The organism is Variovorax sp. SRS16, from assembly GCF_901827165.1.
Classification (GTDB): domain Bacteria; phylum Pseudomonadota; class Gammaproteobacteria; order Burkholderiales; family Burkholderiaceae_C; genus Variovorax.
In genome coordinates this window covers 181,831-203,139 of sequence record NZ_LR594666.1, presented here as the reverse complement: position 1 = coordinate 203,139, position 21,309 = coordinate 181,831, and the positions used below count along the sequence as shown (strand labels likewise).

The following is a 21,309-nucleotide window of genomic DNA, read 5'->3' as shown; positions in this document are numbered from 1 at the left end:
CGCGATTTTAAAGCGATCGTCGAGCGAGGGGTATTGCCCTCTCTCCCGGAGGGAGAGGGAAAAGACGCGTTACTTTGCAGTGGGCATCACGAACTCGGCCCCCTTGCCGATGCTCTCCGGCCAGCGCTGCATGATCGACTTCTGCTTGGTATAGAAGCGCACGCCCTCTTCGCCATACGCATGCATGTCGCCGAACAGCGAGCGCTTCCAGCCGCCGAAGCCGTGCCAGGCCATCGGCACCGGGATCGGCACGTTGATGCCCACCATGCCGACCTGGATGCGGCGCGCGAACTCGCGCGCCACGTTGCCGTCGCGCGTGAAGCACGAGACGCCATTGCCGAACTCGTGGGCATTGATCAGGTCCACCGCTTCCTTCAGGTCGTGCACCCGCATGCAGGACAGCACCGGCCCGAAGATCTCTTCCTTGTAGATGCGCATGTCGGGCGTGACCTGGTCGAACAGCGTGCCGCCCATCCAGAAGCCGGCCTCGCAGCCCTGGCCGGCGCTCTTGCCGTCGAAGCCGCGGCCGTCGACCAGCAGGCGTGCGCCTTCCTTCTCGCCCAGCGCGATGTAGCCGCTGATGCGCTCATGGGCCGCGCGCGTGACGATCGGGCCCATCTCGGCGTCGAGGTTCGTGCCATTGAGGATCTTCAATTGCTTCGCGCGCTCGACCAGGCGCGGCATGATCTTGTCGGCCGCATCGCCCACCAGCACCGCGACGCTGATCGCCATGCAGCGCTCGCCGGCCGAGCCGTAGCCCGCGCCGATCAGCGCATCGACGGTCTGGTCGATGTCGGCATCGGGCATCACCACCATGTGGTTCTTGGCGCCGCCGAGCGCCTGCACGCGCTTGCCGTGGCGCGCGCCGGTCTCGTAGATGTAGTTGGCGATCGGCGTCGAGCCGACGAAACTGATGGCGCGCACGTCGGGATGTTCCAGCAGCGCATCGACCGCCTCCTTGTCGCCCTGCACGACGTTGAAGACGCCGTCGGGCAGGCCCGCTTCCTTGAGCAGTTCGGCCATGCGCAGCGAGGCGCTCGGGTCCGTCGGGCTGGGCTTGAGGATGAAGGTGTTGCCGGCCGCGATCGCGACCGGGAACATCCACATCGGCACCATCACCGGGAAGTTGAAGGGCGTGATGCCCGCCACCACACCGAGCGGCTGGCGCAGCGTCCAGTTGTCCATGCCGGTGGAGACCTGGTCGGTGAAGTCGCCCTTGAGCAGTTGCGGAATGCCGCAGGCGAACTCGACGATGTCGATGCCGCGCGAGACCTCGCCCTGCGCATCGGTGAAGACCTTGCCGTGCTCGGCGGTGATCAGGTGCGCGAGTTCGTCGCGGTGTTTGTTGAGCAGCTCGAGGAACTTGAACATCACGCGCGCACGCCGGATCGGCGGCGTGTCGGCCCAGGCCGGGAAGGCGGCTTGCGCGGCCACGACGGCTTCGTCGACATCGGCGCGGCTGGCGAGCGCGACGCGGCCGGTCACCGCGCCGGTGGCGGGGTTGAACACGTCCTGGGTGCGTTGCGAGGCGCCGCCGGTGCGGCGGCCCGCGACGTAGTGCGCGATCGGGGTGGGAACGGAAATCTGGGTGGTCATGTCTCTGTCCGGTGAGTGTGCGAGAGGCCCAGTCTATGAAGCCGCGCTGCTGCTGCCTAGGCGCTGGCGCTGAATTGATTGTTCACGTTGGTAAACAATGGCGGCATGGACGACAAAAAAATCGAGTTGCTCTGGACCCATCTGCACTGGCTGGTCGTGCTCGCGCAGCAAGGTAGCTACACGGCCGCCGCGGCCAGGCTGGGCGTGAGCAAGGCCGCGATGAGCCAGCGCATCGCCGAGCTCGAACGCTCGGCTGGCGTGCCGCTGGTGCGCCGCACCACGCGCAGCGTGCGCCTGACCGAGGCCGGCCAGCGGCTGGTGGACGAAACGCGAGCGCCCTTCGAGCGCATCGCCCACAGCTTTGCGGGCGTGCGCGACCTCGCGGGCCGGCCGCGTGGGTTGCTGCGTGTGACCGCACCGGTCGCGCTGGCGCGCCAGCAGCTGGTGCCGCGCGTGGCGGGCTTCCTGCGCGCCAATCCCGAGGTCCGGCTGGAGCTGGAGTTGTCCGACCGGCTGAGCTCGCTCGCGATGGAGGGCTTCGATCTCGCGATCCGGCACGCGGCCTCGGTGCCCGACACGCACGTCGCGTGGCTGCTGTGCCCGACGCACTCGCTGCTGGTGGCCAGCCGCGCCTACCTGCGCCGCCGGCCGGCGCCGAAGACGCCCGAGGATCTGAAGGCGCACGACTGCCTGCACTATCCGCGCGCGCAGGAGACGCCGACCTGGACCTTCGAATCGCGGGCCGCGCGGCGCGGGGGCGAACGGATCACGGTGCCGGTGGCCGGACCTTTCGCAGCCAACAACAGCGAGGCGCTGCGGGATGCGGCGCTGGCCGGGCTCGGCATCGCGCTGGTGCCCGATTTCAGCGCCCAGTCGGGGCTGCAGGCCGGCAAGCTGGTCGAAGTGCTGCCGCAGTGGAAGCCGGTTGGCGCCTTTGCCGAGCAGCTGCATGCGATTCGCCCCTACGCGAGTCACGTGCCGCAGGCCGTCACGGCTTTCGTGGCCTATCTGCGCAGCGCCTTCGCCTCAGGCTTCACGGACGCCTGAGCGGGCGGTCGCCGGCGCGTCCGGATCAGGCCGGCTGCGCCGCACCGCTGGCCGATGCCGGCAGGCCGAACAGCAGGTCGAAGGCCCAGTTAAAGACAAAGGTGTAGACCAGGAAGAACACGACCAGCCCCAGGTCCATCATCAGGGCTTGCCAGAGCGTCACGTCCAGCCACCATGCGAACACCGGTACCAGGAAGGCGACCAGCCCGCCCTCGAAGCCGATCGCATGGGCGATGCGGCGCTTCAGGCTGCGGCCACGCACCGTGCGGCGCGATTCCCAGCGCTCGAACAAGGCGTTGAAGACGAGGTTCCAGACCACCGCGATGGCCGAGGCGATGACGGCCAGCGGGCCGGAATGGCCCAGGCCCTCGCCCGACATCAGCGACAGCCCGGCACTCGCCGCGACGATGGCGAGTCCTTCGTAGAGCGTGATGTAGATGACGCGGCGCTTGAGCCCTTGCATGAATTCGTTCCGTGGCGGTGATGGGGATGTCGCGACTTTATGTCCGATCTTCTGATATAAAAAGTCATCTTCCTTCAGTTTTATTGACAGGTCGCGGCATGAGCTTTTCGAGCGACAGCGTGCAGGTCTTCCTCGCGGTGCTGGACCATCGGTCGTTCTCGGCCGCTGCCCGGGCGCTGGGCCGGGTGCCTTCGGCGGTCAGCATGGCCGTCGCCAATCTCGAGGCCGAACTCGACCTGAAGCTCTTCGACCGCAATGGTCGCGAGCCGCAGCCCACGCCCGCGGCGCGCTCGCTGGAGCCGCAGGCGCGGCTGCTGGCCGCCCAGCTCAAGCAGCTGCAGGTGCAGGCACTCGCGCTGCACCAGGGGCTGGAGAACCGCCTCACGCTGGCCATCGCGCCCGAGTTGCTGGCCGCGCCCTGGAGCGGACCCTTGGCCGCGCTGGCACAGGAATACCCGCTGCTCGAGGTCGAGGTGCTGGCCGCACCGCAGGCCGACGCGCTGGCCTTGCTGCACAGCGGCCGCGCGCAGCTCGCGCTGGTGTTCGAGCGGCCGAGCCTCGACGGCCGCGAAGGCTTCCAGGAAGTGGCCAGCGACACCATGGTCGCCGTGATGGCGCCCGGCCATCCGGTGCTGGCCGCGGCCGGCGGGCGCTTGCGCGAGGAGCACCTGACCACCACGCGGCAGATCGTCGTCGCCGGCCGCGACCTCGCCACCAGCGATCCGCGCTTCGTGTTCGCGCGCCATGTCTGGCGCACCGACAACGCGCTGGCCGCGCTGAGCCTGATCACGGCCGGCCTCGGCTGGGGCTGGCTGCCGCGCAACTTCGCACGGCCGCATGTCGCTGCCGGCTCGCTGGTGGAGATCCCGTTCGAGAACCTGTCGAACGGACTCGACCTGTGGGTCGACGTGGTGTGGTCGCGCGAACGGCCCCTCGGCCTTGGCGCGCAGCGCTTCGTGGCGCTGATCGCGCGCGAGAAGACCGGTGCGCCGTCCTAAAGGCCGAGCTCGCTGAGCCCCGGATGGTCGTCGGGCCGGCGCCCGAGCGGCCAGAAGAACTTGCGCGCGCTCTCGTCGATCGGCAGGTCGTTGATGCTGGCGTGGCGGTGCGTCATCAGCCCCGCTTCGCTGAAGGCCCAGTTCTCGTTGCCGTAGCTGCGGAACCAGTGGCCCGAATCGTCATGCCATTCGTAGGCGAAGCGCACCGCGATGCGCGCACCGCCGAAGGCCCACACCTCCTTGATCAGCCGATAGTCGAGCTCGCGCGCCCACTTGCGTTCGAGGAAGATCTGCGCCGCCGCGCGCCCGACCGGGAACTCCGCGCGGTTGCGCCAGCGCGTGTCCTCGCTGTAGCCCAGCACCACGCGGGCCGGGTCGCGGCTGTTCCAGGCGTCCTCGGCCAGGCGCACCTTCTGGGTGGCGGTTTCGAGGGTGAACGGCGGAAGCGGCGGTCTGGTTTCCATGAGCAGGTTCCTTGGAGATGGATGGAGAGCGTGTAGACAGAGTTGTCTACATGAGACCAATCTAACCCGGGTAGACAGCCCTGTCTACAATGACCCCATGTCTTGCGCTCCCGCCATGCCGAACTCGAAGGAACGCCCGCCGGCCGAACGTATTCTGCTGACGGCGCACGCGCTGTTCTATCGCGAAGGCATCCGCGCGACCGGCATCGATCGCGTGATCGCCGAATCCGGCGTGACCAAGGTGACCTTCTACCGGTACTTCCCCAGCAAGAACGACCTCATCCGCGCCTTCCTGGACCATCGCCACCAGCGCTGGATGGCGTGGTTCACCGATGCGTTGCAGCGGCACGGCACCAGACGCAGGCGCCGCATCGACGCGCTGGTTCCCGCGCTGGCCGAATGGTTCGGCGATGCCGGCTATCGGGGCTGCGCCTTCATCAACAGCGTCGGCGAACTGGGCGGTGCGTTGCCTGAGGTGACCGGGATCGCACGCGCCCACAAGCGGGCGATGGCGGCAGAGATCGCAGCGCTGCTGCCGCCGTCGCGGCACCGCGCCAGGGACGCGCAGGCCATTGCACTGGCGGTGGACGGCGCAATCGTGGCGGCGCAGTTCGAAGCGCCGGCCAAGGCGTTGAAGACGCTCGAGCGGATCCTCGAATCCTTGCAGCGGGAAGCAGGCTGCTGAGCGCCCGCCGCTATGGACCGTTTGCGTCGTGGCCGGCTGCCCGGCGATCTGAGCGGCGCCATAGGCCGCCGGCCGCTCGACCGCACCGGCCACGCGCACCGAGGCCGAAGGATCGAGCTGCGTGACGACGGTGCACCGCCGAACCCGGCACCGAGGCTGCCGCCACCGCCGCACCCGGCGACAAGCCATGCCGCCGCGGCAGCAGCGGCCATGGCCGACAGAGCCCAGCGAGACGACTCTTTCATCCCCTCATCCTCCGATGCATATCGATGTATTCATCCTGACATAACGAAACCAAGGCACAGGTACGCCGAGACCGGCAGCCGGGCATCGTTTACCCTTCGCTCCACGCATCAACATTCGCCTGGCATGAAATCCAAAGTGCAGTTCCGCCTTCGCATCTACCGAGACGAGAGCATTGCCATCGGTCCGGGAAAGATCGCGCTGCTCGAGGCCATCGCCGAAACGGGCTCGATCTCCGGCGCGGGCCGGCAGCTCGGCATGTCCTATCGGCGCGCGTGGATGCTGATCGACGAGATGAACCGCGCGCTCGCCAATCCCGCGGTGAACACCGCCACCGGCGGGTCGCACGGCGGCGGCACCGCGCTCACGCCGGTGGGCGAGCAGCTGATCAAGCACTACCGCGCGATCGAGAGCGCGGCGCGCGTCGCCGCGGCTGCGGACATCAGCGCGCTCACGCGGCTGCTTGCTTCATGAGCGCACGCGACACGGTGATCTGCCGACCGATCGGCATCGTGCACAGCCGCTTCACCGAGGTCAGCGGCATGCCGATCCAGACGGCCGGTGCTCGACATCAAGCCGCACGTGCCGCGCTTCGACGTGCGCAGCACCGAGCGCGTCGGCTGGTTGGGGTCGCGCCTGGCCCGGCTGCCGGACGTGCGCGCCGACGACCGCATGGAATGAGGGCCACTCAGCCCCCGGAAGCGGCGAGCCCCGCGGCCTTGCGCTGCAGCACGTCGCCGATGTCCTGGGCATCGGTCAGCGCCACCAGGAACGACTGCGCTTCGCCCCCCGCGCTCACGACCGAGATGACGAAGCGGCTGGAATCCAGCTCCTGCTCGATGCGCCATTCCTGAACCTCGGTGACGCGGCGAAGCTCCGGCTTTCCGGTGATCGAGCGAACGACGGTGTCGTATTCGGGGCGGCGCATGGTGTCGGCCTTCTGGCTTGGGCGATGCGGCGATCTTGCCGCATCGCTGTATTCGCGAGTATATGAAGATTGCGCGCCGATGTTGCACCAAGCGCCCTTCTGCGGCTGATCTTGCAAGGCTATGTGTAACAATAACGTCGTATTGCAATGAACATGACGATGACGCTTCTCGCTTCCATGGACTGGTTTCCGCTGGGCCTGTCGCTGAAGGTTGCGGCCTTCGCCACGCTGCTGGCGCTCATTGTGGGCCTGGCGCTCGGCTGGGTCTTCGCCCGCAAGCGCTTCCCGGGGCGCACGGTGCTCGAAGCGGTCTTCATGCTGCCGCTGGTGCTGCCGCCCACCGTCATCGGCTACGGCATCCTCGTGGTCGCCGGGCGTCGCGGACCGATCGGGGCCTGGCTGCGGGAGCATCTGGACTACACCATCATCTTCAATTGGCACGGTGCCGTGGTGGCGTCGGCGGTGGTCGCGCTGCCGCTGGTGCTCAAGTCGGCGAGCGCCGCCTTCGAAGGCGTCGACCGCTCGCTCGAAGCCGCGGCCAGCACCTTGCGGCAGTCGCCCTGGTCGGTGTTCCTGCGCGTGACGCTGCCGCTGGCCTGGCCCGGCATCCTGGCCGGCACGCTGCTGGCCTTCGCCCGGGCGATGGGCGAGTTCGGCGCCTCGCTGATGGTGGCGGGCTCGATCCCGAAACAGACCCAGACCCTTTCGATGGCGATCTACGACGCCGTGCAGGCCGGCCAGGACGACATGGCGCTGGTGCTGGTTGTCGTGACCTCTCTGCTTTCGATCACCGTGCTGGTTCTGTCGAACCGGTTCTTCTCACTGCGCTGATACCAAGGAGCCGCATCATGCGAGCCATGTCCCGCCTGCTGTCCCTCGTCCTCGCACTGGCCTTGCCACTGGCCGCCGCGGCGCAGCAGATCACCGTCTCGGCCGCGGCCAGTCTGACGGATGCGTTCAAGGAACTGGGGACCCAGTTCGAAGCCACCAAGCCGGGCGCCACGGTCCGCTTCAACTTCGCGGCATCGGGCGTGCTGCTGCAGCAGATCCAGCAGGGTGCGCCGGTCGATGTGTTCGCCAGCGCCGACGAAGCCACGATGGACCGCGCCGTCGAGCAGAAGTTGATCGATACTGCGACACGCAAGGATTTCGTGACCAACAGCCTCGTCGTCATCGAACCGATCCAGGGCGGCCCGGACGTGAAGACGCTGCAGGATCTCACCGGTGCGGCGGTCAGGAAGATCGCCATCGGCAAGACGGCCACCGTGCCGGTCGGCCGCTACACCAAGCAGGTGCTCGACAATGCCAATCTCTGGGCCCCGCTCGAGCCGAAGTTCGTGCAGGCCGACAGCGTGCGCCAGGTGCTCGACTACGTGGCTCGCGGCGAGGTCGAGGCGGGCTTCGTGTACCGCACCGATGCCGCGATCATGGGCGACAAGGTGAAGGTGGTGCTCACGCCCTCGGCGCATGTGCCCGTGACCTACCCGATCGCGGTCGTGGGTGAAAGCAAGGAGAAGGCATTGGCCAGGGATTTCATCGCGTTCATGTCCACCGACGCCGCACAGAAGGTGCTGACGCGCTTCGGTTTCGGGAAGCCGTGATCGATGTCGATCTCAGGCTGACGGTTTCGGACCGCAGCCGGCGCTTCGACCTCGCGGTGCGCTTCGCGACGGATGTGCCGTTCGCCGCGCTCTACGGGCCCTCGGGCGCCGGCAAATCCTTGACGCTGCAGGCCATCGCCGGCCTGCTTCATCCAAGCAGCGGCCATGTGCGCCTCGACGGACGCACGCTCTACGATTCCGCCAAGGGCATCGACGTGCCCGCGCCGGCGCGCCGCATCGGCTACCTGTTCCAGCACTACGCGCTGTTCCCGCACCTGTCGGTGCGCGAGAACATCGCCTTCGGACTGACCTCCTGGCACCGGCGGCGCCTGTCCGCGGAACAGGCCGAGCGCGTGCAGGCGCTGCTCGACAGTTTCGAACTGGGCGCGCTGGCCGAGAGCCGGCCGGGGACGCTGTCGGGCGGCCAGCAGCAGCGCGTCGCGCTGGCGCGCGCGCTCGCCTGCCAGCCCCAGGTGTTGCTGCTCGACGAGCCCTTTGCCGCGCTCAACCCGATGCTGCGCAGCACGCTGCGCGCCGAACTGGCGCAAGTCCGCCGCCAATGGGGCATCCCGGTGCTGATGATCACGCACGACATCGACGACGTGCTCGAACTGGCGGACATGGCCTTCGTCTACGGCAAGGGCCAGATCGTGCAGGAGATCGACCTGCGCAACGGCGCGAGCCGCGAACTCGCCGCGCAGCAGTTCGGCACCGGTGCCTCCCCGAAGGACGAGACCCCGCTGCGCAGCAAACTGCGCCGCATGCTCGCCGGCGCCACCCACCGATAGATCGCGCGTTCCGGGCCGCCCGGCTCGGGCCCGAACGCACTGCGCGTCAGGATGGCGTGTTGGGCGACGGCGGCAGAACGCGGGGCTGCGGCCGGATACCGCCCATCGGCGGTGCGGGTTCGAAGCCGGGCCGGGGTCCTCCGCCGGGCCGTCCCATGCCAGGGCCTGGATGCGGACCGCCTTGCGGTGGAACGAACCCCTGACCGGGTGGACGCATACCGCCGTTGCCAGGATTGAAGCCCGGGCCGGGCGGACGCCCGCCCGGATGAAAGCCGGGGTCGACCGGCGGCCGGATCCCCGGCGGAGGCCGGAATCCGGGTTCAGGGCGGAACCCAGGGCCAGGACCGGGGCGCGGGCCGAAACCGGGACCTTGCCACGGATTGGGCCGCCAGCCTGCGTGCGGCGGCGGTGGCGGACGCCAGCCGGCCATCGGTGGCGGCGGCCCGCCGCGCCACCAGCGCCGGTCGCCGTACCAGGGGCGGTCCCGGTAGTGATCGGCCCAGTAGTTGCCGATCGCAAAGCCGATCAGCGGAATGCCGATCGCCGCGCCATAGGTGGCCAGCGGCACGCGCTGATCCTCGTAGGCGAAATCGAGCCGCGATGCATTGGCCCAGCCGCGCATCGAGTCGGGCAGCACCACGTCGCACCAGGCGTAGCCATCGGTACAGCCGAGCACCTCGAGCGGCTGCCCCGGCCCGAGGCGCGCCACCAGCGGATAGTCGCCCGATGGACCGGCGCGAAGATTGAGCGGGCCGCGCGTGAAGGCCTGCTGCGCCGCCGCGACGACCGGCAGCACCATGGCGAGGGCTCCGATGCCGATCCAGCGCTGGGCAATTCTGTGGTTCATGGGGTGTTCCTTTGGGATCAGGGTAGGCCGCCGCTCGACCCGTTGTCAATCGGCCATGGCGCTGTCCCCCCAACGCCGCAACTGGACGGCACGTGCACCGCGCCAACCTTTGGAGAGCTTCTTTATCTCGGCTTCACAAGCGGCCGCGAGCAGCGCTCAGGCTGCTTCGCGGTAGAAGGCGGCGCGATGCGGCGTGCGTGCCGCCAGCGGCGCGACGGCCTGCCCGATGGCCGCGATGTGCTCCGGCGTGGTGCCGCAGCAGCCCCCCACGATATTCACGAGACCGTCGGTCGCGAACTCGTGCAGCAGGCGCGAGGTGACATCGGGCGTTTCGTCGAAGCCGGTCTCGCTCATCGGATTGGGCAAGCCGGCATTGGGATAGCAGCTGATGAAGGTGTCGTCCGCGACGCGCGCCAGTTCCTGCAGATAGGGGCGCATCAGCGCGGCGCCCAGCGCGCAGTTGAGGCCGACCGCCAGCGGCCGCGCGTGGCGCACGCTGTGCCAGAACGCGGTGACGGTCTGGCCGCTCAGGATCCGGCCCGAGGCATCGGTCACGGTGCCGCTGATGATCAGCGGCAGGCGCTCGCCGCTGGCTTCGAAATACTCGTCGACCGCAAACAGCGCGGCCTTCGAATTGAGCGTGTCGAAGATGGTCTCGACCAGCAGCAGGTCGGCGCCGCCCTCGACCAGCGCCTCGACCTGCTCGTAATAGGACGCACGCAGTTCCTCGAAGCTCACGTTGCGCGCGCCCGGGTCGTTCACGTCGGGACTGATGCTCGCCGTCTTGGGCGTCGGGCCGAGGGCGCCGGCGACGAAGCGCGGCTTGTCCGGCGTGCTGAACTTGTCGCAGGCGGCACGCGCGAGCCGGGCCGAGGCGAGGTTCATCTCGCGCGCCAGATCGGCCATCTTGTAGTCCTCCTGCGCGATGCGGGTCGCGCCGAAGGTGTTGGTCTCGATCAGGTCGGCGCCGGCCGCGAGGTAGCCTTCGTGGATGTCGCTGATGACATCCGGGCGGGTCAGCGAGAGCAGTTCGTTGTTGCCCTTGACGTCGCGCTCGAAATCCTTGAAACGCTCGCCGCGGTACTGCGCTTCGTTGAGTTTGAAGCGCTGGATCATCGTGCCCATGGCGCCGTCGAGGATCGCGATGCGTTGCGCAAGGATGTCCGGAAGTTTGCTTGCGCGGGTATAGGCAACGGGCTTGTTCATGGACGTCATTCTATGAAGTGGCCGCAGGCTCTGCGCGCTCAAGGTCTTGTTCACCGAAGGAACCAACCCGGGTCCCGAGTTACGTAGTCCGGGGTCTTCGCGCTGACCTCCTTCCTTTTCCTCAATCAACTCCCTTGAGAGACCCTTCGCATGGAATCCATTCGCCAGTCGCCCTCCACCACACCGCCTGCCTCGCCGCCGGATTCGCCGCGCCAGCATCGGGTCACGCCGCCACCGCTGACCGATCGCCCGATATCGAAAGTCGGCACGCAAACGCATTCAACCCTCGACACAGCTTCCGACGCGCCCGAAGGAAGGAGCTTGAACAGCGTCATCGGGCAGCAGCGCGGAACCCGCGAGTGGAAGGTCTCAACGCATCGGACAGGCGCACCGGTGCCGGTCTTTTTTCAGAGCAGGGCCTTGACCTTGCAAGGCACGTCACGGAGATCTTTGTCCGGCGACTTCGCGGAAACGCCGCACTCACCCACGCGGGAAGGCAACTTGCCCGAGGCCGACCCTTCCACATCGTCTGCGCCTGTTGTCGCAGAGACACCGACAGGGCTTATTCCTCAAGCGCCCAAACGAAGATTGGAGTACACGTCGAGAGCGAGAGATCTGAAGATTCATTCCTCTCCGGACTCCAAAGCGACCCCTCTGAGTCATTCGATTGCAAAAGCGAGAACAAATCCGAAGAAGACGGTGCTTTCAACTCGCAGAACCGTGCAGGCGCCAACGAGAGAGCAAGAAATTGCGAAGACCAACAAACGTCTTCGAGAAGAAATCTGCATTCAATACTATCAAGCCTTTCCGGGATGCTTTACCGACCAGGCCATCAAGCAGTTGTACGAACGCATCGCAAAGTGGGGACGACCTGTCGAAGGCATCGGAGATGCCCGATTGGTCAGGCGTGCCGTCATCACCCGGGAGTTTCAGAGCTTTTGCATTCCGGATCTGATTCGGCATTTCTTGCATTTCATTCCACCTGCGGCCTTGAGTGAACCGGATCGCATGACGGAACTGCTAGGGCCGTCGCTGGACTACTGCGTCAAGGAATGGCATCTGGTCATGAAGGGGCAGAAGCTGATAGGCCGATCCGCTGCCGCGCATCTCGCCAGAGCGTACAAGCGCCTGGAGACAAGCATCATCTCGGTGATTGCAAAGTGCTATCCCGACGCGTTCCTTCAGCACCACCGCCTGTTCGACGAGATATGGACTCGGCTTTCGGCCGAACTCCGCAGGATGCTGTCCTCTCCACAGGCCAGGCTGACGCTCAGAACCATCGAAATCGGGATGCAGATAAATCCTCTATTGGATGCCTTGCTCCCCTATGGGGCCGCTCTGGCGATGCCGCTGATCGAAACATACCAAAAGCGCAGCTCGGAACTCAAGCAGGTCAAAGGGGCCAGCGATGCGATCGCGCTGTTGAACAGCAGGGCCGACTTGAGGAACCTCCTGATGTCGGATGCCATTCGCTTTCTGGGGAATTTCAGTTTTTCCTTCCCGATCGCCGACACGATCCGCCACCTGTTTGCCCAGATCAACGACAGCGTGCCCCTGGAATCGTCGCAAGCATCCGATGCCGCCAGGCTTCGGCGGCGCGAAGCAAAGCTTGCTCTCGTTCAATTCCTCTTCTTGCACCTGGTTGTCTCGCACTTGGCAGCGCCCTCGACGGATCCCTTCAAAACCCCCATCGAACGAGAGATCCATGCGCTGATGCTGAGCCGACTCCAACGCTTGATCAGCTACACCATGAAGCCGGACACGCAGCCGCGTCCCGAAAGAATGGGAATCACAGTGGAAATGCTGCCGCTCGTTGTCGAATTCTTCGGACAACTTGCGGACAAGCTCGAGCCGCAGTAGTCCGAACCACGCTTGCGGCACCCCGAGGCCAAGGGTCATTCGCGTCCGGCTTTCGCCGCATCTCCGCGAGAAATGGAACTGGGCGGAAACGCACGTTACCCAGTGCTTGCGCAAGCGCGTCCATCGTTCGTGCGCCACAACCCTCAGCCATCGAATCAGGAACTCTTCTTTTCATGAATCAGGAACATTTCAAAGAAATTTGCGAAGCCACGGCATTTTCCCTGGGCCATGAGCCATTGCTGGACGACGGGCGCTACAGCTTTTCGATCGACAACGTTGAAGTCGTGCTCGCGTTCGATGCCACGCACGATCCGGATTCGATCGCCTGCTACATCGATCTCGGCGTCGTGAGCCCTGACGACAAGGCGCGCGTGTGCGAGCAGCTCCTGGAACTCAATCTGAAGGAGCACAGCGCCTACGGCGGCGGTCATGCGTTCGACATCGGCATGTCCCGTGCCATCTTCTGCACTCATCTTCTGGATGCGGACGTGCTCGATGGCGAATACATCGCCGATGCCTTGCGCACGCACGTCGAAAACACGGAGGCGGCCCGGCGAATGGTCGCAGATCCTCTGGACTGCGAAGCCTCGCCTCTCGAAGAAGGTGGTGACTTGTTCATGGCCGCCATGGCCTGAGAGCGGCAGACAGTCATCCTCGTTCCCGCCCGGACATTTCGGCCCACCTACCAGATGACGGAGCATGCAATGCGCTCAATCTCTTCTCCTCCCACTCCTCCTTCTTCTCCTGGCTCGCCGGCCCCGAGCCCACGAGATGTCTCACCCGAGAAGAAGGAATCCAGGGATCTCCATCAGACAGCGCCAACGGGCACAAACCCGATTTCGCCGCGACCCAAGCTCGGAGACGTTCTCGGTTCCGCATCGCACCGGGGCGGCGCACCGGTGCCGGTCATGCCGGGGATCGAATCGGATTTGACGCTCGCCGACCGCGAGCTCTTTGCGAAATACGTCGGCACCCCGGGCGAGCCGGAGCTTCCCGGCGAAAGCGCGACGACGACCCCGACGATCACGACCACAACGACGACAGCGCAGACGGCAGGCACTGGCGCGCCTCTTCCCTCCGTTTCCGTATCTCGTCAGCCCGAATCCACGGTAGCGCATCCTGACAGCGACACGGCATCCATCGAGCGAAAGCCTCTGTTGCGCACGCCGGGACTTTCCGGAGAGGAAAAGCCGCCGGTGCACAGAAATGCCGAATACGACTTGCCCCCTCTGCCGCACCGGACGAAGCTGAAGTCAATGTCGCGTGCTCTCTCGCTCCAGCAGAAAGAGCCGAGGCCCAAACTGGAGCGCGTGCCGCGCCAGAGGGATTTTTCGACGGCGACTCGCAGTCCCCGTTCTCCTCGGCTTCAATCGCCCCGCCCTCAAGCGCAATCGCCGCGCTCCCCCGAGTTGGCGGCCTTGTCGAGATCACGTTGGGATGCGATGACGACGACGAAAAAGCGTTCGGAGCAGCAAACCATTCAGCGCTACAAGAATGCGTTTCCGGACTACTTCACCAACGCCGAAGACACGCAAGCGCTGAGTCTTCGCCTTCAGCTTCTCTCCGCGGGCATGCACACGGAGATCGGCACAGGCTCCGGGGCTCGAAAGATGGTGTGCCAGCAGTTCTGCATTTTCAAATTGGTGCGCAGCACCGCACACTACCTTCCAACGCCCACTCAGGACCAATTGAACCGGTTGGTGAAGTCGCTGGCTGCACCGCTGGAGCATTGCATGAAGGGCTTGAAGGCGGCAGCGTTTGAATCCGAAAAGACCCAGGCGCGCAACCATCTGAGCCAGGTCGCGACTGTTGTCATCGCGCAGCAATTCCAGAGTGAGTTCATCGAGCAACACCGTTTGACGAAGGACGAATGGACGGAAGTGACTGTTCAACTCACCAGCACACTGAAATCCGCAGCCTTCCAAGGACTGGGCATTTTTCGCCATAACAGCCCTGCGCTGAAGCCGCTTGCCGCCCTGCTGGGCCCTTTCGGAGCCGCGTCCGCACAGCCACTGCTGCAGCTGATTGCGCATCGCACGGTGGAGTACTCCCAGATAATCGCCCACGTGTGGACCTCTCATGCCCAGCAAGGGATATCTCCATTGAATCAATCGGGTATGCCCAATGAGATCAACCACAAGTGGAACAACTTCATGGGCTCTCTGTTGTCGCCATTGCTGAACTACTTCAGCACACTCGAGCTTCCGAGACCTTTCGTGTCGATACTCAAAAAACTGTTTCGGGAAGTCGACGCAAGCGAGTTCTCGCCGAACAGCGACAAGCCCATCGAAGTGCTCAAGGAAGAAGCAAAGCTGCTGGTCTTCAAGGCGGTCTATTTGCGGACACTGCCGCAACACGTGTCGCTCCTTTCATTGCATCCGGCGTTGCCGCTCGACGAACGCAAGATCTATTCTCTGACCGCCCAGATCCTCACCACCATGGTCAATGGGCCTTCAGGCATGAAACAGAAATTTGTCGAAGAGGTACAAGCTCGCGTCGAGGAGGCGAGCAAGGAGGTTCAGGTGCGCCTCCTGCAATGGGTGGCCGAGATCGAGACCTTCCAGGACGACGACAGCCTGACGCTGATCTCGGACCCATGAAACCACGGGCCCGCCATTGCACATGGAAGCGAGGCACCGAGCGCGCCTGCCGGTTCGGCGCCGGCGCTCTTCCGCTCAACCGCGCTCGACGAACGCGAGCACCGCCTCCAGCATGCGACGCACCACCGGCTGCACGCGAGCGGCGGTTGCAGGCAGGTAGTCGAAGGGCAGGCGTTCCTGCATGTAGCTGGCCTGCGTCATCTCCAACTGCACCGCGTGCACGCCGGCGGATGGATCGCCGTATTCGCGCGTGATGTGGCCGCCCTTGAAGCGGCCGTTCAGCACCGACGTGTGACCCTCGGCCGATGAGGCGATGCCGAGCAGCGCGGCCGCGAGCGCCGGATCGCAGCTGGCGCCATTGGCGGTGCCCAGGTTGAGGTCCGGCAGCCGACCCTCGAAGAAGCGCGGCAGCGCCGAGCGGATCGAATGCGCATCCCATAGCGCAATGGTGCCGTGGACGGCCTTCATGCGATCGAGCTCGGCACGCAGTTGCCGATGGTACGGCCGCCAGATGGCATCGCGGCGCGCCGCGATCTCGGCTTCGTCCGGCACGTCGCCGGCTGCATAGAGCGGCGTCTTGTCGAAGGTGTCGACGGGACACAGCCCGGTCGTGTCCTGCCCCGGATAGAGGTTCTGATCGTCCGGCGGGCGATTGAGATCGATCACGTAGCGCGAGTGCGTCGCCACCAGCACCGAAGCGCCGAGCGCATCGGCGAAGTCGTAGAGCCGCTCGAGGTGCCAGTCGGTGTCGGGCACCTGGCGCGCTTCGGCCGTGAGGCGCGCGGCCAGCGCGCGCGGCAGGTGCGTGCCGACATGCGGCATCGAGATCAGCAAGGGGCGCGTGCCCTGGCGAAAGCGGAACGCGGGTTCGGTGGTGTCGAAGGTCATGGCGTGTCGAGCAGTTGGGTGCGCGCGGCGACGAAGCCCGCCGTCGCGCTGTCGTGAAGCAAATGGCGGCCCGCGGCGACGCGCGGCCGGCCCGCGACCCACACGGCATCGATCGCATTGCTGCGATGACTCGCGAAGACGTGCGACGAGAGCATGTCGGCCGCCGGCAGTCCGGCGAGTGCGGGATGCGCGGCATCGAGCACCACCAAGTCGGCCTGCTGCCCGGCCTGGAGGCCGGCGATTGCACGCCCCGAAGCCTGCGCGCCGCCGCGCACAGCGGCCAGCGTCATCGCGGTCGCGACCTGCGCCTGCACGCCATCGGCCGCCACGTTGCGCTGGCGCGTGGCGAGGCGCTGGCTGTATTCGAGTATCAGCAATTCTTCCGCCGCATTGACGCAGACATGGCTGTCGGAGCCGATGCCCCAGGCGCCCTGCGCTACGCGCCAGGCCGGCAGATCGAAGATGCCATCGCCAAGATTGGCCTCGGTGGTCGGGCACAGGCCGGCGACCGCACCGCTCGCCGCGGCGCGCCGGTATTCGTCGGCATCCATGTGCGTTGCATGCACGAGGCACCAGCGCGCATCGACCTCGGTGTGGTCGAGCAGCCATGCGACCGGCCGCTGGCCGCTCCATGCGAGGCAGGCCTCGACCTCCGCGGTCTGCTCCGCGATGTGGATGTGGACCGGCGCCGCGGCATCGATCGCGCGCAGGCCCGCCAACGCCTCGCGCAAGCCGTCGGCCGGCACCGCGCGCAACGAGTGCGGCGCGAGGCCGAGCCGCGCACCCTGCGCCGCGCACAGCGGCCGCAGGCGTTCGAGCAGGCGCAGCATCGACTCGGTGCTGCGGATGAAGCGGCGCTGGCCTTCGTTCGGCGCCATGCCGCCGAAGCCGCTGGCCTGGTAGAGCACCGGCAGCAGCGTGAAGCCGATGCCCGTGCGCCGCGCTGCGCGCAGCAGTGCCAGCGCGAGCTCGGCATCGTCGGCATAGGGCAGGCCGTCGCTGTCGTGATGCAGGTAGTGGAACTCGCACACCGCGGTGTAGCCGGCTTCGAGCATCTCGGCGTAGAGGCCGGTCGCGATCGCCTCGACCTGCGCCGGCGAGACGCGCGCTGCGAAGCGGTACATCAACGTGCGCCAACTCCAGAAGCTGTCCTCGGCCGCGCCGCGGAATTCGGTGAGCCCGGCGAACGCGCGCTGGAAGGCATGCGAATGCAGGTTCGGCATGCCGGGGATCACGGGCCCCGCGGCGCGGGGTGCGCCGTCGGGGCGGCTGCCGGCGGTCACCGCCGACAGTTCACCGCTGGCATTCCACTCGATCAGCACGTCGCGCGCCCAGCCCGTGGGCAACAGCGCATCGGCGGCGAACAGACGACCGGTCGCCGACGCCGCAGAAGAGGAGATTGTTTCAGCCAACGGATTTCTCCAAGGCGTGCGCCATCGATGCGATGCGCCCCTGGCGGACGATGGTGCGCGGTGCCTGCTGGCCGAGCCAGTACGCGAGCTCGGCGCTGTCCGCGAGCTGCCACAGCACGAAGTTGGCCGGCCGGCCCGCGGCCAGCGTGCCGTGCGTGTCCGCGAGCCCCAGCGCGCGCGCCGCGTGGCGCGTCACGCCGGCCAGCGCCTCGGGCACGGTGAGCCGGAACAGCGTGCAGGCCATGTTGACCATCAGCAGCAGACTCAGCGTAGGCGAGGTGCCGGGGTTGTGGTCGGTGGACACGGCCATCGGCACGCCCGCAGCGCGCAATGCTTCGATCGGCGGCAGCTGCGTGTCGCGCAGCGTGTAGTAGGCGCCGGGGAGCAGCACCGCGACCGTGCCGGCCTCGCGCATCGCGGCGATGCCCTCGGCCGACAGATGTTCGAGGTGGTCGCACGAGAGCGCGCCGTAGCGCGCGGCCAGCACCGCGCCACCCATGTCGGACAGCTGCTCGGCATGCAGCTTGACCGGCAGGCCGAGCCGCGTCGCAGCCTGGAACACGCGCTCGGTCTCGGCCAGCGAGAAGGCGATGCGCTCGCAGAACACGTCGACCGCATCGACCAGACCCTCGTCCGCGAGCGCGGGCAGCATGCGGTCGCAGACCTCGGCGACGTAGTCGCCGCTGCGGCCCGCGTATTCGGGCGGCAGCGCGTGCGCGCCGAGGAAGGTGGTGCGCACGGTGACGCCGTGGTCCTCGCCGAGCCGGCGCGCGACGCGCAACTGCTTGCGCTCGTGTTCGAGCGCCAGGCCGTAGCCCGACTTGATCTCGATCGCGCACACGCCGTCGGCCAGCAATTGCGCGAGCCGCGGCGCGGCCTGCGCGTAGAGCGTGTCTTCGTCGGCGGCGCGCGTGGCATTCACCGACGAGACGATGCCGCCGCCGGCCGCGGCCAGCTCTTCGTAACTGGCGCCTGCAAGCCGCATCGCGAACTCGTTGGCGCGCTGGCCGCCGTAGACCAGGTGCGTGTGGCAATCGACCAGGCCGGGCGTGACAAGCGCGCCGCGCCCATCGTGGCTTGGCAATGCGGCGAACGCGGGCGGCAGCGCGGCGCGTGCGCCGATCCATGCGATCGCGCCCTGGTCGACGACGATCGCGGCATCCTCGCCATCGGCTGCCGGCACGTCCGACGCGGCATCGGGCGCAAGCCGCAAGCCGGTCCACAGGCCGTCGGCGGAAGGCAGTTCGTGAAGGCGTTTCATGGGCTTCCTTCTTCATTCTCTGCAGACGAGACCGGGACGATGCGCACCACGGCCAGTCGCGCGTGCGCACCGACGGGCACGGCCCGCCATGCCATCGGCTCGCCGCTCCAGCAGAGGCCCTCTCCTTCGCGGCACGCAGGCGCATCCGTGTTCAGCGTCCATCTTCCGCGCAATGCCAGCAACACGCCATGCGGTGCGGCAGCGATCGATGCGGCGCGATCGACGACCTGTACCTCGGCGCGCCATTGGCCGCGCCGCGTCATCACGTTGAAGTCGCTCGATGCGCCACCGAGCAGCGCGCAGTCGATCGCCGTGTCGCCGGGGAAGGCGAAGGGCCGGTGCAGCGCTTCGAGTCGATGATCGATGCGACCATCGCGCGAACGCAGCCGCACGCCATCGCCTTCGAGCAGCATGATGCTGCGGTCGGTGCCGGCAAAGACCGAGAACGGCCCCGCGGCCGCGATGGTCGCGATGCTCACGCGCCAGCCGAAGTCGCCGAGCGTCGTGCCCGGCGGCCCGCATGCGATCTCCTGCGTCGTGCCGCCGCCGTTCTTCCACGGCGTCACCGGCAAGGCATCGCGCGAAAAGTGCCGCAGCGTCTTCATCGCTCTCACTGTTTTCACTCGGGCTGGATGTTCTTCTTCCTGATCACGTCGGACCAGCGCGCGGTCTCCGACCGGATCCGTGCCGCCAGCTGCTCGGGCGTGCCGCCACCGGGCTCCATGCCCAGCCCTGCGAACTTCTCCTTCACGTCCGGCCTGGCGAGCATGCTCGCCGCCTCGGCGTTGAGGCGATCGACGACGGCCTTGGGCGTACCCGCGGGCGCCATCAGCGCATACCACGAGACGGCCTCGAAGGCGGGCATGCCCTGCTCGGCGATGGTCGGCACGTCGGGCAGCGCGGCGGAGCGCTGCAGGCTGGCGACGCCGATTGCGCGCAGCTTGCCGGTCTTGAGGTGCGGCAGCGCGACCGAGATCGGCGCGAACATCATCGACACCTGCCCGCCGAGCAAGTCGTTGACTGCCGGACCGATGCCCTTGTAGGGCACATGCAGCATGCGCACGTTGCCGCTCAGGCCCATCAGCTCGCCGGCCAGGTGCGCCTGGCTGCCGGCGCCGGGCGATGCGAAGCTCAGCGTGTCCGGCTTCGCCAGCGCCAATGCAAGCAGTTCCTTGAGCGACTTCGCGGGCACCGACGCATTCACCACCAGCACGTTCTCGACGATACCGAGCATCGCGACCGGCTGCAGATCGGCCGCCTTGTACGGCAGGCTCGGGAACAGCGTCGGATTCACCGCGACGTTGCCGACCGGCACGATGCCCAGCGTGTAGCCATCGGGCGCCGCCTTGGCCACCGCATCGACGCCGATGTTGCCGGCCGCGCCGGCCTTGTTGTCGACCACGAAGGATTGGCCCAGTTTGTCGGTGAAGTCCTGGCCGACCAGGCGCCCGAGCACGTCGGCAGGACCACCGGCCGCGAAGGGAACGATCAGGTGGACCGGCTTGCTCGGATAGGTCTGCGCAGCAGCGGCGAAAGGCAGAAGCGACAGGCAGAGCAATGCAGAGAGAAAGCGTTTCATCAGAGTTCCTCGAAAGAAGGGAGAGGACGATCGGCGATGCTGGCCAGGATCTGGTAGTCCGCCGGATCGGGAAAGGCAAAGCCTTCGAGCAGCAGGCATCGCCGGGTCGCCTGCAGTTCATCGGCGGTCGCGACGGCGCGCAGCGCATCGCGCAGGCGCTCGAGTTCTTCGGCGCCGAGCACGGCGGTCGCGACGAAAGGCGGGATCGGCATCGCGCCGGTGCTGGCGACGACACGCACCTGCGCGGCCAGCGCGGGCTCGTCGTGCCGCAGCAGGTCGTGGTAGTAGCTGTCGAGCGGGCCGACATCGATGCGTCCCTCAGCGAGCGCCTCGATCACGCCGCGCGCATTGACCAGCCCACCGACCGCGGCGCGATAGAGCCGCGCGCCATGCCGCTGCCGGAAGGGCGCCAGATGCGCCGCCAGCGCGACGCCGCCCGACATCGAATCGGCCAGCGTGTAGCCGACCACGCCGCCGAAGCTGTCTTCGAGGCATCGATGCGGCGACGCGGCACGCACCACGATGTCGGTGAAGTAGATGGGCCGGCCGCCGTAGCGCGGCGGCGAGGGCACGGGTGCCGCGATCAGCGTCGGCCGCACGGCGCGCTGCGAGAACGGCAGGCCGCACATCGTGACCAGGCCGAGGTCTTCGCGTTCCCACAGCGCAGAGAGCGGCGCGGGCGCGTCGTAGTCGACGACCGGCCAGTCGAGCCCGGCGCGCGCGAGCACCCATTGCGACAGCCGACGCCACTCGGCGCGCACCGCCGGCGTGGCCGAGTACATGCGCGCATTCGCGATCGGCGTGATCGATCCGGACGAAGAGGAGAGCATCGATCGACCGCCC

The 21,309-nt window shown here is 67.0% G+C and carries 22 protein-coding genes; 10 read left to right on the top strand and 12 right to left on the bottom strand.

Translation table 11 applies throughout. The annotated features are described in order from the left end of the window. Positions 1–69: 69 nt before the first annotated feature. Complete coding sequence (locus tag E5P2_RS01000) at positions 70–1,596, bottom strand: CoA-acylating methylmalonate-semialdehyde dehydrogenase (protein ID WP_162565320.1); 1,527 nt, start codon at positions 1,594–1,596, stop codon at positions 70–72. 105 nt (positions 1,597–1,701) lie between these two features. On the opposite strand from E5P2_RS01000, the gene E5P2_RS00995 reads away from it, so the two are divergent. Next, on the top strand, positions 1,702–2,643 hold the full coding sequence (locus E5P2_RS00995) for a LysR family transcriptional regulator (protein ID WP_162565319.1): 942 nt from the start codon (positions 1,702–1,704) through the stop codon (positions 2,641–2,643). Positions 2,644–2,668: 25 nt separating this feature from the next. Here E5P2_RS00995 and E5P2_RS00990 read toward each other — a convergent pair whose 3' ends face one another. Next, positions 2,669–3,106, bottom strand: a complete 438-nt coding sequence (locus tag E5P2_RS00990) for a PACE efflux transporter (protein WP_162565318.1) — start codon at positions 3,104–3,106, stop codon at positions 2,669–2,671. A 98-nt stretch (positions 3,107–3,204) separates the two neighbouring features. On the opposite strand from E5P2_RS00990, the gene E5P2_RS00985 reads away from it, so the two are divergent. Then, entirely contained in the window at positions 3,205–4,104 is a 900-nt protein-coding gene (locus E5P2_RS00985) for a LysR family transcriptional regulator (RefSeq protein WP_162565317.1), read from the top strand. Here E5P2_RS00985 and E5P2_RS00980 read toward each other — a convergent pair. After that, the gene (locus tag E5P2_RS00980; protein WP_162565316.1) at positions 4,101–4,568 is read right to left on the bottom strand and encodes a nuclear transport factor 2 family protein; all 468 of its coding nucleotides are present in this window, start codon (positions 4,566–4,568) and stop codon (positions 4,101–4,103) included. The genes E5P2_RS00985 and E5P2_RS00980 overlap by 4 nt on opposite strands. 97 nt (positions 4,569–4,665) lie before the next feature. Here E5P2_RS00980 and E5P2_RS00975 point away from each other — a divergent pair, with 97 nt between their 5' ends. Next, complete coding sequence (locus E5P2_RS00975) at positions 4,666–5,253, top strand: TetR/AcrR family transcriptional regulator (protein ID WP_162565315.1); 588 nt, start codon at positions 4,666–4,668, stop codon at positions 5,251–5,253. Positions 5,254–5,622: 369 nt separating this feature from the next. Next, positions 5,623–5,970 (top strand): winged helix-turn-helix domain-containing protein, encoded by a 348-nt coding sequence (locus E5P2_RS00970; protein ID WP_162565314.1) that lies wholly within the window; start codon positions 5,623–5,625, stop codon positions 5,968–5,970. Between the two features lie 214 nt (positions 5,971–6,184). Here the strand turns inward: E5P2_RS00970 and E5P2_RS00965 are convergent, their stop codons facing one another. Next, positions 6,185–6,424 (bottom strand): hypothetical protein, encoded by a 240-nt coding sequence (locus E5P2_RS00965; protein WP_162565313.1) that lies wholly within the window; start codon positions 6,422–6,424, stop codon positions 6,185–6,187. A gap of 147 nt (positions 6,425–6,571) precedes the next feature. Here E5P2_RS00965 and modB point away from each other — a divergent pair, with 147 nt between their 5' ends. Genes modB through E5P2_RS00950 form a run of 3 tightly spaced genes read left to right on the top strand, consistent with a single transcriptional unit; the run spans position 6,572 to position 8,813 of the window. After that, on the top strand, positions 6,572–7,255 hold the full coding sequence (gene modB, locus E5P2_RS00960) for a molybdate ABC transporter permease subunit (RefSeq protein ID WP_162565312.1): 684 nt from the start codon (positions 6,572–6,574) through the stop codon (positions 7,253–7,255). A gap of 17 nt (positions 7,256–7,272) precedes the next feature. Further along, entirely contained in the window at positions 7,273–8,025 is a 753-nt protein-coding gene (gene modA / locus E5P2_RS00955) for a molybdate ABC transporter substrate-binding protein (RefSeq protein ID WP_162565311.1), read from the top strand. Continuing rightward, positions 8,022–8,813 carry a sulfate/molybdate ABC transporter ATP-binding protein gene (locus E5P2_RS00950; RefSeq protein ID WP_162565310.1) on the top strand — a complete coding sequence of 264 codons (792 nt, stop codon included), beginning with the start codon at positions 8,022–8,024 and terminating at the stop codon, positions 8,811–8,813. The genes modA and E5P2_RS00950 overlap by 4 nt, the downstream gene beginning before the upstream one ends. A gap of 46 nt (positions 8,814–8,859) precedes the next feature. Here the strand turns inward: E5P2_RS00950 and E5P2_RS38125 are convergent, their stop codons facing one another. After that, a complete protein-coding gene (locus E5P2_RS38125; RefSeq protein WP_162565309.1) occupies positions 8,860–9,660 on the bottom strand; it encodes an SH3 domain-containing protein in 801 nt (266 codons plus the stop codon). A gap of 156 nt (positions 9,661–9,816) precedes the next feature. Beyond that, positions 9,817–10,866, bottom strand: coding sequence for a homocysteine S-methyltransferase family protein (locus E5P2_RS00940; RefSeq protein WP_162565308.1), 1,050 nt, complete (start codon positions 10,864–10,866; stop codon positions 9,817–9,819). Between the two features lie 150 nt (positions 10,867–11,016). Here E5P2_RS00940 and E5P2_RS00935 point away from each other — a divergent pair, with 150 nt between their 5' ends. The 3 genes from E5P2_RS00935 (at position 11,017) to E5P2_RS00925 (ending at position 15,326) form a co-directional block, all read left to right on the top strand. Further along, positions 11,017–12,726 (top strand): hypothetical protein, encoded by a 1,710-nt coding sequence (locus E5P2_RS00935; RefSeq protein ID WP_162565307.1) that lies wholly within the window; start codon positions 11,017–11,019, stop codon positions 12,724–12,726. Between the two features lie 173 nt (positions 12,727–12,899). Further along, positions 12,900–13,361: a CesT family type III secretion system chaperone gene (locus tag E5P2_RS00930; RefSeq protein ID WP_162565306.1), complete on the top strand. Its 462-nt coding sequence runs from the start codon at positions 12,900–12,902 to the stop codon at positions 13,359–13,361. Positions 13,362–13,634: 273 nt separating this feature from the next. Then, positions 13,635–15,326: a hypothetical protein gene (locus E5P2_RS00925; RefSeq protein WP_162565305.1), complete on the top strand. Its 1,692-nt coding sequence runs from the start codon at positions 13,635–13,637 to the stop codon at positions 15,324–15,326. Between the two features lie 75 nt (positions 15,327–15,401). Here E5P2_RS00925 and hutG read toward each other — a convergent pair whose 3' ends face one another. Genes hutG through E5P2_RS00895 form a run of 6 tightly spaced genes read right to left on the bottom strand, consistent with a single transcriptional unit; the run spans position 15,402 to position 21,296 of the window. Further along, positions 15,402–16,214 (bottom strand): N-formylglutamate deformylase, encoded by an 813-nt coding sequence (gene hutG, locus E5P2_RS00920; protein WP_162565304.1) that lies wholly within the window; start codon positions 16,212–16,214, stop codon positions 15,402–15,404. Then, on the bottom strand, positions 16,211–17,626 hold the full coding sequence (locus E5P2_RS00915) for a formimidoylglutamate deiminase (protein ID WP_232080541.1): 1,416 nt from the start codon (positions 17,624–17,626) through the stop codon (positions 16,211–16,213). The genes hutG and E5P2_RS00915 overlap by 4 nt, the downstream gene beginning before the upstream one ends. Then, positions 17,619–18,887 carry an imidazolonepropionase gene (hutI, locus tag E5P2_RS00910; RefSeq protein ID WP_162565303.1) on the bottom strand — a complete coding sequence of 423 codons (1,269 nt, stop codon included), beginning with the start codon at positions 18,885–18,887 and terminating at the stop codon, positions 17,619–17,621. Before hutI ends, E5P2_RS00915 begins: the two co-directional genes overlap by 8 nt. After that, the gene (locus E5P2_RS00905; RefSeq protein ID WP_162570294.1) at positions 18,884–19,492 is read right to left on the bottom strand and encodes a HutD/Ves family protein; all 609 of its coding nucleotides are present in this window, start codon (positions 19,490–19,492) and stop codon (positions 18,884–18,886) included. The genes hutI and E5P2_RS00905 overlap by 4 nt, the downstream gene beginning before the upstream one ends. A 14-nt stretch (positions 19,493–19,506) precedes the next feature. Continuing rightward, positions 19,507–20,466, bottom strand: a complete 960-nt coding sequence (locus tag E5P2_RS00900) for a Bug family tripartite tricarboxylate transporter substrate binding protein (RefSeq protein ID WP_162565302.1) — start codon at positions 20,464–20,466, stop codon at positions 19,507–19,509. Then, entirely contained in the window at positions 20,466–21,296 is an 831-nt protein-coding gene (locus E5P2_RS00895; protein WP_232080540.1) for a phosphate/phosphite/phosphonate ABC transporter substrate-binding protein, read from the bottom strand. The genes E5P2_RS00900 and E5P2_RS00895 overlap by 1 nt, the downstream gene beginning before the upstream one ends. Positions 21,297–21,309 lie beyond the last annotated feature (13 nt).

Excerpts from the sequence above, each read along its gene's own strand:
- E5P2_RS00995 (WP_162565319.1), top strand. The coding sequence starts at position 1,702 with ATGGACGACAAAAAAATCGAGTTGCTCTGGACCCATCTGCACTGGCTG.
- E5P2_RS01000 (WP_162565320.1), bottom strand. The coding sequence starts at position 1,596 with ATGACCACCCAGATTTCCGTTCCCACCCCGATCGCGCACTACGTCGCG.
- hutG (WP_162565304.1), bottom strand. The coding sequence starts at position 16,214 with ATGACCTTCGACACCACCGAACCCGCGTTCCGCTTTCGCCAGGGCACG.
- E5P2_RS00970 (WP_162565314.1), top strand. The coding sequence starts at position 5,623 with ATGAAATCCAAAGTGCAGTTCCGCCTTCGCATCTACCGAGACGAGAGC.
- E5P2_RS00935 (WP_162565307.1), top strand. The coding sequence starts at position 11,017 with ATGGAATCCATTCGCCAGTCGCCCTCCACCACACCGCCTGCCTCGCCG.
- E5P2_RS00940 (WP_162565308.1), bottom strand. The coding sequence starts at position 10,866 with ATGAACAAGCCCGTTGCCTATACCCGCGCAAGCAAACTTCCGGACATC.
- hutI (WP_162565303.1), bottom strand. The coding sequence starts at position 18,887 with ATGAAACGCCTTCACGAACTGCCTTCCGCCGACGGCCTGTGGACCGGC.
- E5P2_RS00975 (WP_162565315.1), top strand. The coding sequence starts at position 4,666 with ATGTCTTGCGCTCCCGCCATGCCGAACTCGAAGGAACGCCCGCCGGCC.
- E5P2_RS38125 (WP_162565309.1), bottom strand. The coding sequence starts at position 9,660 with ATGAACCACAGAATTGCCCAGCGCTGGATCGGCATCGGAGCCCTCGCC.
- modA (WP_162565311.1), top strand. The coding sequence starts at position 7,273 with ATGCGAGCCATGTCCCGCCTGCTGTCCCTCGTCCTCGCACTGGCCTTG.
- E5P2_RS00965 (WP_162565313.1), bottom strand. The coding sequence starts at position 6,424 with ATGCGCCGCCCCGAATACGACACCGTCGTTCGCTCGATCACCGGAAAG.
- E5P2_RS00900 (WP_162565302.1), bottom strand. The coding sequence starts at position 20,466 with ATGAAACGCTTTCTCTCTGCATTGCTCTGCCTGTCGCTTCTGCCTTTC.
- E5P2_RS00925 (WP_162565305.1), top strand. The coding sequence starts at position 13,635 with ATGCCGGGGATCGAATCGGATTTGACGCTCGCCGACCGCGAGCTCTTT.
- E5P2_RS00980 (WP_162565316.1), bottom strand. The coding sequence starts at position 4,568 with ATGGAAACCAGACCGCCGCTTCCGCCGTTCACCCTCGAAACCGCCACC.
- modB (WP_162565312.1), top strand. The coding sequence starts at position 6,572 with ATGAACATGACGATGACGCTTCTCGCTTCCATGGACTGGTTTCCGCTG.
- E5P2_RS00985 (WP_162565317.1), top strand. The coding sequence starts at position 3,205 with ATGAGCTTTTCGAGCGACAGCGTGCAGGTCTTCCTCGCGGTGCTGGAC.
- E5P2_RS00930 (WP_162565306.1), top strand. The coding sequence starts at position 12,900 with ATGAATCAGGAACATTTCAAAGAAATTTGCGAAGCCACGGCATTTTCC.
- E5P2_RS00905 (WP_162570294.1), bottom strand. The coding sequence starts at position 19,492 with ATGAAGACGCTGCGGCACTTTTCGCGCGATGCCTTGCCGGTGACGCCG.
- E5P2_RS00895 (WP_232080540.1), bottom strand. The coding sequence starts at position 21,296 with ATGCTCTCCTCTTCGTCCGGATCGATCACGCCGATCGCGAATGCGCGC.
- E5P2_RS00990 (WP_162565318.1), bottom strand. The coding sequence starts at position 3,106 with ATGCAAGGGCTCAAGCGCCGCGTCATCTACATCACGCTCTACGAAGGA.